Origin of the sequence: Aeromonas sp. R7-1 (genome assembly GCF_040908115.1) — a bacterium.
GTDB lineage: Bacteria > Pseudomonadota > Gammaproteobacteria > Enterobacterales > Aeromonadaceae > Aeromonas > Aeromonas caviae.
In genome coordinates this window covers 47,914-59,924 of the sequence record NZ_JBFODD010000064.1, presented here as the reverse complement: position 1 = coordinate 59,924, position 12,011 = coordinate 47,914, and the positions used below count along the sequence as shown (strand labels likewise).

Genomic DNA, 12,011 nt, shown 5'->3' with positions numbered 1-12,011 from the left:
CGCCGTCACCATTTGGCAGGAGGGGCAAAACGGGTGTCACTATACTCCCAACAGGCCTATCAGAAGGATGTGCGGGATGGAGAGTTCATTTGGTGAGAAAGTGCAGAACGTGCACGCCACCCTCAGGCAGCGGTTTGACAAGTTGAGCCGGGTGGCGATCGCCATCTACGACCCGCAGACGGACCAGCTCAAGACCTTTGCCCACAGCACGGACGGGGGCTCGCCGCTGTTGCAGTACGAGGTCAGGCTGAGCGAGGTGCCTTCCCTGCGCTACCTGGCCGAGCACCAGCAGCCCAGGGTGCTCGATACCCTGGATTCCCTGCTGGGCTCCCCCTCCGAGCACAGCCGCAAAGTGCTGGCGGCCGGTTACGCGTCGAGCTATACCGAGCCGCTGCTGCTCAACAGTCGCTTGTTCGGCTTTCTGTTTTGCGATGCCAAAGAGCCCGGTTACTTCGATGGCGCCATTTGCGGTGAGCTGGCGGCCTATGCCCAGATCCTGGCGGCCATCATCGCGGTGGAGTTCTTCTCCATCCAGACCCTGAACGGGGCTCTGACCACGGTGCGGGAGTTCAGCCGCTACCGGGACGAGGAGACCGCCAATCACCTGCACCGCATGTCGGCCTATTCGCGGCTCATCGCCAGGGAGGTGGCGGCCCATTACCCCTTGAGTGACGAGGAGGTGGAGTTCATTCACCTCTTCTCCGAGCTGCACGATATCGGCAAGATTGCGGTGCCCGACGCCATCCTGCTCAAGCCGGGCAAGCTCACGGTCGAGGAGTACGGGGTGATGAAGACCCACCCCTTCAAGGGGCGGGAGATGATCGCCCTGATGATCCGCGAGTTCGGCCTGGACGGTATCCATCACACCGACATGCTGAAGAACATCATCGCCTACCACCATGAGCGTTTCGACGGTCAGGGTTACCCGGAAGGACTGGCGGGGGAGGCGATCCCCCTGGAGGCCCGCATCGTCGCGGTGGCGGATGTGTTTGACGCCCTTACCAGCGAGCGACCCTACAAGCAGGCCTGGCCCCTCGAAACGGCCTTTGAATACCTCAAGACCCATGCAGGCAGCCAGTTCGACCCTGTCTGCGTCGCGGCGGCGCTGCAAAGCCGGGAGGCGTTTTGTGCCATCCATCGGCAATATCGGGATCCCGTGATCACCTGATTGCGCCCCTCTCTCCTCCCCGGTTTCTCCCGGATTCCCCTGGGCCCCGTCATCTGATGGCGGGGCCTGGGGCCATTTCTCGTTTCATCGCCTTTTGGTGCATCCGGCGCCGGGGGTTGTTCTGCGGCATTGCGGCGGGGCAGGGCGCCGCGGTGAGCGGGGCGGCCAACGGGAGGATTGTCCGGGGTAAGGTCATAAGAGTGCCTTATAAAGAGAGGCCAGATATTAGCCGTATGACTGACATGAGGCCGCTGGCGGGCACGACATGGCCGGGGAGGCGCTTCTGGCGGCCTGTCCCGTCGCGATGTCGGCTCGGTGGTGACACTTTGATCATTTCAATAATTCTTGTATAGTTGAAATGAAGCATCCAAGGGGGGAGACCCATGAACAAAGAGACGGCCACCAAGGTCTTTGAATCGCTGGCTTCCGGGATCCGGCTCGAGGTGTGGCGGCTGCTGGTCAAGGCCGGGCTGGAGGGGCGGGTCGCGGGGGAGCTGGCCGGCGAGCTCGACATCGCCCCCAATACCCTCTCGTTTCACCTCAAGGGGATGCTCAACGCCGGGTTGCTGTCGGTGGAGCAGGAGGGGCGCTTTCTGCGCTATCGCGCCAACATCCCCCTGATGCTGGGGGTGATCGCCTACCTCACCGAGGAGTGCTGCGCCGGTCATCCCGAGGCGTGCGGCCTGCTGCCCGCCGGGCCCGGCAGCGCTTCCCGCGCCGAGGGGTCGTCGCCCTGCTGCGGCGAGTCGTAACGGGCCAGGGCTGTCGATGCCCATGTGCCGTGCCATTTATCTATTCAACCTGGGGTGCGAGCGTGGATCGCACCGGGAGTCATCATGTCTGCAAGCTGTGAGGCCAAGGCAGCCCCTGCCATCGGCTTTTTTGAACGTTATCTGACCGCCTGGGTCGCCCTCTGCATCCTGGTGGGCATTGGTCTGGGGCAGGGGTTGCCGAGCCTCTTCAAGGCCATCGGCGCCATGGAGGTGGCCAGGGTCAACCTGCCGGTGGGGCTGCTTATCTGGGTGATGATCATCCCCATGCTGCTCAAGATAGATTTTGGCGCCCTGCACCAGGTGAAGGGGCACCTCAAGGGAATCGGGGTCACCCTCTTCATCAACTGGCTGGTCAAGCCCTTCTCCATGGCCTTCCTCGGCTGGCTCTTCATCCGCGTGCTGTTTGCCGACTGGCTGCCGGCGGATCAGCTGGACAGCTACGTGGCGGGTCTCATCCTGCTGGCGGCGGCCCCCTGCACCGCCATGGTGTTTGTCTGGAGTCGCCTCACCAACGGCGATCCCTACTTCACCCTGTCGCAGGTGGCGGTGAACGACCTCATCATGGTGTTTGCTTTTGCCCCGCTGGTGGCGCTGCTGCTCGGGGTCTCCAGCATAGTCGTGCCCTGGGATACCCTGCTCACCTCGGTGGTGCTCTACATCGTCATCCCTGTCATCCTCGCCCAGCTGCTGCGCAAGGCCTTGCTGAGAAAGGGGCAGGCTCATTTTGACGGCGTCATGACCCGCATCCAGCCCTGGTCGGTGGCGGCCCTGCTGCTCACCCTGGTGCTGCTGTTCGCCTTCCAGGGCAACGCCATCATCGAGCAGCCGCTGGTCATCGCCCTCCTGGCGGTGCCCATCCTGATCCAGGTGCTGTTCAACTCCGGGCTCGCCTACTGGCTCAACCGCAAGGTGGGGGAGAAGCACTCGGTGGCCTGCCCTTCCGCTCTGATCGGGGCCTCCAACTTCTTCGAGCTGGCGGTGGCCGCCGCCATCAGCCTGTTCGGCTTTCATTCCGGCGCGGCGCTCGCCACCGTGGTCGGGGTGCTCATCGAGGTGCCGGTCATGCTGCTGGTGGTGCGCGTGGTCAACGCCAGCAAACCCTGGTACGAGGCGGGGCTGAGCCGCTAACGGATGGCCGCTAACCCATTTCTATTCACTTGAGTCATGAGAGACAGGCAAATGAGTGCAATCACCCTCTATCACAACCCGGAGTGCGGCACCTCCCGCAACACCCTCGCGCTGATTCGCAACAGCGGTGTGGAGCCCACCATCATTCACTATCTGGAGACGCCCCCCTCCCGCGACGAGCTGGTGGCCCTGATCGCCGCCATGGGCATGCCGGTGCGCGATCTGCTGCGCAAGAACGTGCCCCCCTACGAGGCGCTGGGGCTGGCGGAAGCGCGTTTCAGCGACGATGAGCTTATCGACGCCATGCTGGCCCACCCCATCCTGATCAACCGGCCCATCGTGGTCACCCCCCTCGGCACCCGGCTGTGTCGCCCGTCGGAGGTGGTGCTCGATATCCTGCCCGACCCGCAGCAAGGGGCGTTTGCCAAGGAGGATGGCGAGCAGGTGGTGGACGGCCAGGGTAAACGGCTTCGTTGAGCCCCTGCGCGTCAGCGTCTGACCCGCGCCGGGGGGATGCCCTTAACGGGCAGGCGCCAGATCTGCTACTGTGACCTTCGACTCATCACAGAGGGTGGAAACAATGAAGATTCGATTCCTGGTGATAGCCACGGCACTGGCGCTGGCCTCAACCCCCGGTCTGGCCGACTGGGCAAAGCTGAAGGAGGCCGCCTCCGAACTCGGTACCGCGGTGAGCGATACCAGCAAGGAGGCGTGGAAGGGGATCACCGATTTTTCCAAGGAGACCTGGGAGTCGGTGTCCAGCTGGGGGGCCGAGGCCTACAACAAGGCGGGGGCCTGGACGGCAGAGAGTGCGGCCACCGGCAAGGAGTGGCTGACCGCCGCCGACAAGAAGCTCGACACCATGCTCGAGCCCAAGACCCCGGAGGAGGCGAGAACCGCCCTCGATACCATGGCCGATACCGCCCTGGTGCGGCTGTTCAACGAGCAGCCCTCGGCCAAGTTGCTGTTTGACAAGGCTTATGGCTATGCGGTGTTCGACTCGCGCAAGTTCTCCCTGATGATCCACACCAATCAGGGGGCCGGGGTCGCCGTCAATCGCACCAGTGGCAAGCACACCTACATGAAGATGTTCGGTGCCGGTCTTGCGGCCGGGATCGGCGGCAAGTTCTACCAGCAGGTGATCCTGTTCGAGGACAAGGCGAGGTTCGATGCCTTCGTCAGCAAGGGGTGGGAAGCCACCTCCGAGGTGGGCGCCGTGGCGGGCAAGGAGAGCGCCGAGCTCACCGCCAAATACAATGGCGGCATGGCCATCTACCAGATTGGCGAGAAGGGGCTGTTGCTGGACGCCAACATCTCGGGCTCCAAGTACTGGCTGGATGATGACCTGAACAAGTGATCCCTGCCGATCTGACTCGTTTTTTCTTGGAGGAGATCGAGGTGCACTCTGTTTAATTGTCGGGACTTGCAGTAAAAAGAGGGCCTTGGGCCCTCTTTTTCATGGGCGCCGCACAGAGTCCAGCGACAAGGAGAGCAAGATGACCCATGAGGCCGAACAGGAGCGGATGGCTGCCCACCGCCGGGAGTGGGACAAGCAGAGCATCTATCTGCGCCTGCAGGAGGGGATCCCGGCCGCGTTCTGGGTCTGGGGGGATCTGGTGGCACCGCTCGAACCCTGCCTGACACAGAGTGATCAGGGGGCATCCTTCGGTTGGGGGGAGGCCGACGAGGCCAGCCTGGCGCTTTCCCATGCCATCATCGCCAGGCTGGTGAGCGTGGGGCTGGTGGCCCCCGAGCAGGCGGGGGAGAAGGCCCGCTACCTGCGCGACGAGGTGCTGGCCAAGCTGCCTGCAGGCGAGCACTACGATCTGCACCTGAGTTACCTGCGGCTGCTGCTGGGCGATCCCCCCGGATCTGCAACCTGATCCCCGGATGGCCGGTGCCCGCCGGCCTGATCGCGCCCCTCTTTTATCCCTGATCTCGAGATCTCGCTCTGGTTGGCACCTTTATTGCTTCAAGCCAGTCAGTGTCAATGATTTGTCTGGGAAGGGAAGATGGAAATTAGCGCAAGCAGCCTGATGCAAGAGATGCAGGCCCTCAAGGTGGAAGCCGGTGCCACGCCGTTGACCCAGCCCGGTCGTCCGGTCAGCTCGGATTTCGGCCAGATGCTGCAACAGGCCCTGGACAACGTCAACGAGTTGCAGGGCACCGCCAACGATCTGCGTACCCGCTTCGATCTCGGCGACAAGTCGGTGGATCTCTCCCAGGTGATGATCGCCGGCCAGAAATCCTCCATCGCCTTCGAGGCGACGGTGCAGGTGCGCAACAAGATGGTCGATGCCTACAAGACCATCATGAACATGCCGGTGTAACTCGGGCCCATGGCGACCGAGCATCATGAAGATGTCAGCAACAAGGACATAAACCGTGGCAACTGATCAAAACGGCGATCTGCTGATCAACAACGAGGGGGCGGCCGCCCTCGACGAGCACGAGCAGAAGAGCTCGGCGCTGGGCTTCTTGTCCAACACCGATGTGTTGCGCCAGATCACCCTGATCCTGGGGCTGACCATCTGTCTGGCCATCGCCGTCTTCATCCTCTTGTGGGGCAAGGAGCCGGAGATGCGTCCCCTCGGCACCTTCACCACCCAGGAACTGGTCTCCACCCTGGATTACCTGGATCAGCAGAAGATCCCCTATCAGGTGGATGGCAAGAGCGTGCTGGTCAGTGCCGAAAACTATGCGGACATCCGGTTGCGCCTGACCCGCGCCGGTCTGGCCAACAACAGCGACGCCAGCAACGACGGCGAAGCCATCCTGCTCAAGGACTCCAGCTTCGGCGTCAGCCAGCGCATGGAGAGCGAGCGCCTGAAACTGAGCCGCGAGCGCCAGTTGGCGAGCGCCATCGAGCAGTTCCAGAACGTCGCCAAGGCCCAGGTGCTGCTGGCTATCCCGAAAGACAACGTGTTCGCCCGCAACGAACGCAAGCCCAGCGCCACCGTGGTCCTGAGCCTCAAGGGCAACGCCCTGGGCCAGGGTGAGGTGGACTCCATCGTCGACATGGTCGCCTCCGCCGTTCACGGTCTGGAGCCGACCCGCGTCACCGTGACCGACCAGAACGGTCGCCTGCTCAACTCCGGCTCCCAGGATCCCCTCTCTGCCCAGACCCGCAAGGAGTTTGCGATGCAGCAGAAGCAGGAGCTCGAATACAAACAAAAAATTGACGCCATCCTGATCCCGGTGCTGGGGGCCGACAACTATACGGCGGAGGTGGATCTCTCCCTCGACTTCTCCCAGCAGGAACAGACCCGCAAGACCTACAACCCGGACCTGCCGGCGGTGCGCTCCGAAATGACCATGGAAGAGAACAGCGCCAGCGGCAGCAACGGCGGGGTACCCGGCGCCCTCTCCAACCAGCCGCCCGCCGCGTCCAACATTCCCGAGCAGGCAGCCGGCGGGGAAGGAACCGCCTCTTCCGGCCGTTCCCGCAAGGAAGCGACCCGCAACTTCGAACTGGACACCACCGTCAGCCACATCCGGCGCCAGCAGGGCGGCATTCGCCGCATGACGGTGTCGGTGGCGGTGGATTACAAGGCCATCCCCGGCGCCGACGGTGCCGTGACCCGGGAAGCCCGCAGCCAGGCCGAACTCGATACCCTGCGCCGTCTGCTGAGCGGCGGTCTGGGCTTTGACGTGACCCGGGGGGATACCCTGGAGGTGGTCGCCATTCCGTTCAACCGCCCGGAACTCGAGACCGTTGCCGACATTCCTCTCTACGAGCAGCCCTGGTTCTGGCGCGCGGTGCGCATCGCCGCCTCCGTGCTGGTCATCATAGTGCTCATCGTCACCGTGGTGCGGCCCATGCTCAAGCGCCTGCTCTACCCGGACGCCAAGCCGGAAGGGGAGCTGGACTTCGACAACCACACCGTGCTGGGTGGCGACGACGAACTGAGCCTGCTGGCCGCCCAGGCCGAGGCCGAACCGGTATTCGGTCTGCGGGATGGTCAGCTCAAGCTGCCTGACCTGCACCGTGACGAGGATCTGCTCAAGGCCGTGCGCGCCCTGGTAGCGAACGAACCTGACCTGGCCGCCCAGGTCATCAAAGAATGGGTAACCAAAGATGCCTGAAGAGAATAAAAGCCAGGTCACCGGCAACGACATCACCGAAAGCCAGCGCCTGATCCTGGATCAGATGGGCGGCATGGAGATGGCGGCGGTGCTGATGCTGAGCCTCAACGAGGAGGACGCGGCCCAGATCTTCCGCCACCTCGAGCCCAAGCAGGTGCAGCGGCTCGGCATGTCCATGGCCTCCATGTCGGATTTCAGCCACGATCGGGTGGCGGCGGTGCATCGTCAATTTATCGACGACATCCAGAAGTACACCAACATCGGCATCGGCAGTGAAGACTTCGTGCGCAAGGCCCTGGTGGCGGCGCTCGGGGAGGACAAGGCCAGCAACCTGGTGGATCAAATCATCCTGGGATCAGGCGCCCGTGGCCTCGACTCCCTCAAGTGGATGGATGCCCGCCAGGTGGCCAGCATCATCCAGAACGAGCACCCGCAGATCCAGACCATCGTCCTCTCCTATCTGGAGCCGGAGCAGTCCGCCGAGATCCTGAGCCAGTTCCCGGAGCAGGTGCGCCTGGATCTGGTGATGCGCATCGCCAACCTCGAAGAGGTGCAACCGGCGGCGCTGCAGGAGCTCAACGACATCATGGAGAAACAGTTCGCCGGTGCAGCAGGTGCCCAGGCGGCCAAGATGGGCGGCCTGAAGGCGGCGGCCAACATCATGAACTACCTGGACACCAACATCGAAGGGCAGCTGATGGACTCCATCCGCGAGTCGGACGAGGAGATGAGCCAGCAGATCCAGGATCTGATGTTCGTGTTCGAAAACCTCATCGACGTGGACGATCGGGGCATCCAGACCCTGTTGCGGGAAGTGCCCGGGGATCTGCTGCAACGGGCCCTCAAGGGGTCGGACGACCAGATGCGGGAAAAAGTATTCAAGAACATGTCCAAGCGGGCCGCCGAGATGCTGGCGGACGACCTCGAGGCCATGGGGCCGATCCGGGTCTCCGAGGTGGAGGCCGCCCAGAAGGAGATCCTCTCCACGGCGCGCCGCCTGGCGGATGCGGGCGAGATCATGTTGGGAGCGGGTGGTGGCGAAGAGTTCCTCTAAGCCATGGGCCATGGAATGTGCGATGATGTCGGCCCCTGTACCCGGCCCTCGATAGGAGTCTCTTCGGCACATGAATGACAAGAACAGCAAACTGCGCGGCTATCTGAGGCCCGAGTCCGACACGGCGCAGATTGAGACCTGGGGCTGGCCAGAGATGGAGACCGAAGCCGAGGTCGAGACCAATGCCCTGGGGCTGGCTCCTGACTGGTACCGTCAGGAGCAGGCCGATGCGGCCCTGCCGGAAGAACAACCCGAAGAGCCCGCCCCCAGCATCACCGCCGAAGAGGTGGAGGCGATTCGTCAGGCCGCCTGGGAAGAGGGGATGCGCGATGGGCGCGAGGCCGGCTTTGCCAAGGGGCTGGAAGAGGGCAAGCTCGAAGGCTTGCAGCAGGGCCACCAGGCCGGGCTGGAGCAGGGCAGGGAAGAGGGCCTCGCCATGGGGCGGGAGCAGGTGGAGCTGGAGATAGCCCGCTGGCAAGCCCTGGTCTCACGCCTGGCCACTCCCCTTGGCGAGATGGACGAGGCGGTGGAGCAGCAGCTCATCGCCCTGGTGCAACAGCTCGCCCGCGCCCTCATCCGCCATGAGGCGCAAACTTCCCCCACGCTGCTGCTGGAGGCCCTCAAGCAGGGGCTGGCCCTGCTCCCTGCCGCCGAGCAGGGGGTCACCCTGATGCTGCACCCGGAGGATGTGACCCGGGTAGAGGCCGCCTTTGGCGCCGAGGAGTGCGCCAGGCGCCACTGGCGGCTGCAAAGCGAGCCCACCTTCTCCCCCGGCGATCTGCAACTGGCCACCGAGCTTTCCAGCATCGATCTCACCCTCTGTGGGCGCATCGATCAGCTGCTGCGCAATTTCCTGCGTGACAACGCGAGCTGAGCCATGGCCCGGTTCGAACCCGTCGTGCAGCGCCCTGCTGACGGCATCATCAGGCACTCATCGTCGGAGGCGACATGACGGCACCCCTTCTTGATCGGCTTAAAGGCTACCGGGTTCGCGAGCAGGCCCCCATACCGCCGGTGGCGGGCAAGCTCACCCGGGTGGTGGGGTTGACCCTGGAAGCCATCGGCTGCCGCGCCGCCATCGGTTCCCTGTGCCGCATCGATACCCAGGATGGGGCCCTGGAGGCCGAGGTGGTGGGGTTTGCCGGGGATCGCCTGTTCTTGATGCCGAGCGAGCAGCTCAAGGGGGTTATTCCCGGCGCCCGGGTGGTACCCGTCACCGAAGATCACGGCATTCCGGTGGGCATGAGTCTGCTTGGCCGGGTCATCGATGGCATCGGCCAGCCCTTGGACGGGCTCGGTCCCATCCTCTCGTCCCAGACGGTGCAGTTCGCCCAGCACCGCATCAATCCCCTGGCCCGTCGCCCCATCCATCAACCCATGGACGTGGGGGTACGGGCCATCAATGCCGTGCTCACCGTGGGCCGGGGTCAGCGCATGGGGCTGTTCGCCGGCTCCGGTGTCGGCAAATCCGTGCTGCTTGGCATGATGACCCGGGGCTCGGTGGCGGATGTCGTCGTCGTGGGCCTCATCGGCGAGCGGGGCCGGGAGGTGAAGGAGTTCATCGAGGAGATCCTCGGCGCCGAGGGGCGCGAGCGCGCCGTGGTGGTGGCCGCCCCTGCCGATGCCTCGCCGCTGATGCGCCTCAAGGGGTGCGAGACGGCGCTCGCTATCGCCGAGTATTTCCGCGAGCAGGGGCTCAACGTGCTGCTGCTGATGGACTCCCTCACCCGCTACGCCCAGGCACAGCGGGAAATTGCACTGGCGGTGGGGGAGCCGCCGGCCACCAAGGGCTATCCCCCCTCGGTGTTTGCCAAATTGCCGGCGCTGGTGGAGCGGGCCGGCAACGGCAGCGACGGCCAGGGCTCCATCACCGCCTTTTTCACCGTGCTGACGGAGGGGGACGATCTGCAGGATCCCATCGCCGATGCGGCCCGGGCCATCCTTGACGGCCATATCGTGCTGGCGCGGGAGCTGGCGGATGCGGGCCACTATCCGGCCATCGACATCGAAAAATCCATCAGCCGGGTCATGCCCATGGTGACCTCACCGGAGCACATGGAGCTGGCGCGCACCTTCAAGCAGTTCTACTCCCTCTACCAGCAGAACCGGGATCTCATCACCATCGGCGCCTACAGCCAGGGATCGGATCCGCGCATCGACCGGGCCATCATCCAGAAACCCTATCTGGATCAGTTCTTGCAGCAGAAAATGCGCGAGGTCATTCACTACGATGAAGGCCTGCAATCCCTGCAACTGGTGGCCATGCCCCTGATGCGTTGACCGGTGGAGAGCCCTTATGAGTAAAGGATTGACGTTGCTGGCGAGTCGGCTGGAGGAGGCCGAACAGCAGGCCGCCATGGCGCTGGCCAAGGCCCAGCAGGATCTCAAGCTGTTCATGGATCAGCAAAACGCCCTCAACCAGTACCGCCAGATCTACCACCAGCAGTGGACGGAGCGCGGTCTGCAGGGGATCAGCCCCCAGCAGAACAGCCAGTATCACGCCTTCATCAACAAGCTCGAAAACGCGGCGACCCAGCAGTACCAAGGGGTGTTGCAAGTGCGCGAGGCGCTGGCCGAGTGCCGCACCCAGTGGCTCGAAGCCCAGCAGAGGCGCAAGGCGGTCGAGCTGCTGCTGGAGAAGAAGGCGGACAAGGTGCGCCAGAAGGCCCAGCGCCAGGAGCAGAAGATGCTGGATGACTACGCCATCCTGCGTCGTTATCACCAATCTGGCCTGTAATTTGCTTTCTTCCAGTCATGCGAGGCCGATGGGCCAAGCCATGACCGCACGTGCGGCCGTCACCGAATCGTCGTCAGGGATCCCAGCATGATACAGACCCCCTTGATTAGCACTCTCCCCCAGGCGCCTTCTGCCGATGGCAGCGCCACCCTGCTGGCTCCCACCGTCGGGGGCGAAGGGGGCGTGCAGCCGTCAGGCGAGGGCAAGGCCGCCTTCTCGCAAGCCATGGCCATGGCCCAGCTGATGGGCAAGGCGCCAGCCAGCCAGGGCAATCCACCACTCCAGGGGCCCGCCGAGGGCGCCCGGGAGGGGCTTGCCCCGGCTGCCAAATCTTTGGCGTCTGACGAGCCCGCCACCGAGTCCGTGTCTTCCTCGAAGGGGGCGGACGACGAGGGGGAGCTGCCTCCCGACGACTTCCTGCAACAGTTGCAAGCCTCCCTGCGCCAGGATGTGAGCCTGGTGGTGCCCCTGACATCGCCCGCCATGGCCGGTGAGGCGGCGGCGCCTGTGGACGGCAACCCCTTGCCGCCTGGCGCCGCTGCGCCTGGGATGGCAGAGGGGGTGGGAATGGCAGAGGACGTGGGGTTGGCAGAGAGCGTGGAGGAGACAGAGGGGAGCGCCTCCCTGCCGCAGATGGCGCCAGAGCGTCAGCATGAAGGGAACAAAACGAAAGCCATCCCCGGTGCGGCCCAAGGCGCCAGCACCGTGCCGAGCGGTCAGGGGGCTCTGCCGCTGGGGGAGGAAAAGCCCCCCTTGGCCGATGACACTGCCGTGGCCGACCAGGGCGGAGCGACCCGCCAGCCCATGGCAGGCAAGGGAGCGGAGCCGGATGCCAAGGGGGGTGAGCCCCCTCTCTCGGGTCAGGAGCGTGCCGCCCTGCTCGCCAAAGTGGTGGCAGGAGAAAACGCCCAGGCTCCCACTGTCACCCGGGTTGACTCATCGCAAGAGGCACGGGTGACCAATCCCCTGGCGTCGGCCGGACAGGGGACAACCGCTTCCCGTGCCACCAGCGCCTATGGCGATGGCGTGATCCGGACGGTGGCGCAGGGGCCGGCCCCTGCGGCC

Annotated in this window: 12 protein-coding genes and 1 pseudogene; all 13 read left to right on the top strand. The window is 64.4% G+C overall.

The window, feature by feature from the left end:
- Nucleotides 1-76 precede the first annotated feature (76 nt).
- Nucleotides 77-1,168, top strand: coding sequence for an HD domain-containing phosphohydrolase (locus tag AB5Y51_RS19030; RefSeq protein WP_368178978.1), 1,092 nt, complete (start codon nucleotides 77-79; stop codon nucleotides 1,166-1,168).
- Between the two features lie 383 nt (nucleotides 1,169-1,551).
- Nucleotides 1,552-1,920: a helix-turn-helix transcriptional regulator gene (locus AB5Y51_RS19025; protein ID WP_039039917.1), complete on the top strand. Its 369-nt coding sequence runs from the start codon at nucleotides 1,552-1,554 to the stop codon at nucleotides 1,918-1,920.
- An 84-nt stretch (nucleotides 1,921-2,004) separates the two neighbouring features.
- Nucleotides 2,005-3,069, top strand: a complete 1,065-nt coding sequence (gene arsB, locus AB5Y51_RS19020) for an ACR3 family arsenite efflux transporter (RefSeq protein ID WP_182976422.1) — start codon at nucleotides 2,005-2,007, stop codon at nucleotides 3,067-3,069.
- Nucleotides 3,070-3,120: 51 nt separating this feature from the next.
- Nucleotides 3,121-3,546 carry a glutaredoxin-dependent arsenate reductase gene (arsC, locus tag AB5Y51_RS19015; protein ID WP_128343079.1) on the top strand — a complete coding sequence of 142 codons (426 nt, stop codon included), beginning with the start codon at nucleotides 3,121-3,123 and terminating at the stop codon, nucleotides 3,544-3,546.
- A 103-nt stretch (nucleotides 3,547-3,649) separates the two neighbouring features.
- A complete protein-coding gene (locus AB5Y51_RS19010) occupies nucleotides 3,650-4,426 on the top strand; it encodes a lipoprotein (RefSeq protein WP_041212621.1) in 777 nt (258 codons plus the stop codon).
- A gap of 139 nt (nucleotides 4,427-4,565) precedes the next feature.
- Nucleotides 4,566-4,952, top strand: coding sequence for a hypothetical protein (locus AB5Y51_RS19005; protein ID WP_042865168.1), 387 nt, complete (start codon nucleotides 4,566-4,568; stop codon nucleotides 4,950-4,952).
- A gap of 129 nt (nucleotides 4,953-5,081) precedes the next feature.
- Nucleotides 5,082-5,399, top strand: coding sequence for a flagellar hook-basal body complex protein FliE (gene fliE, locus AB5Y51_RS19000; protein ID WP_029314161.1), 318 nt, complete (start codon nucleotides 5,082-5,084; stop codon nucleotides 5,397-5,399).
- 55 nt (nucleotides 5,400-5,454) lie between these two features.
- A complete protein-coding gene (fliF, locus tag AB5Y51_RS18995) occupies nucleotides 5,455-7,155 on the top strand; it encodes a flagellar basal-body MS-ring/collar protein FliF (protein ID WP_041212623.1) in 1,701 nt (566 codons plus the stop codon).
- Nucleotides 7,148-8,209, top strand: a complete 1,062-nt coding sequence (fliG, locus tag AB5Y51_RS18990; RefSeq protein WP_010673917.1) for a flagellar motor switch protein FliG — start codon at nucleotides 7,148-7,150, stop codon at nucleotides 8,207-8,209. The genes fliF and fliG overlap by 8 nt, the downstream gene beginning before the upstream one ends.
- Nucleotides 8,210-8,279: 70 nt before the next feature.
- On the top strand, nucleotides 8,280-9,083 hold the full coding sequence (gene fliH / locus AB5Y51_RS18985) for a flagellar assembly protein FliH (protein WP_010673918.1): 804 nt from the start codon (nucleotides 8,280-8,282) through the stop codon (nucleotides 9,081-9,083).
- A 74-nt stretch (nucleotides 9,084-9,157) separates the two neighbouring features.
- The gene (gene fliI, locus AB5Y51_RS18980) at nucleotides 9,158-10,489 is read left to right on the top strand and encodes a flagellar protein export ATPase FliI (protein WP_029314163.1); all 1,332 of its coding nucleotides are present in this window, start codon (nucleotides 9,158-9,160) and stop codon (nucleotides 10,487-10,489) included.
- Between the two features lie 16 nt (nucleotides 10,490-10,505).
- Nucleotides 10,506-10,946, top strand: coding sequence for a flagellar export protein FliJ (gene fliJ / locus AB5Y51_RS18975; RefSeq protein WP_039039911.1), 441 nt, complete (start codon nucleotides 10,506-10,508; stop codon nucleotides 10,944-10,946).
- Between the two features lie 87 nt (nucleotides 10,947-11,033).
- Nucleotides 11,034-12,011: pseudogene (locus tag AB5Y51_RS18970) on the top strand (hypothetical protein); the annotation flags it as partial.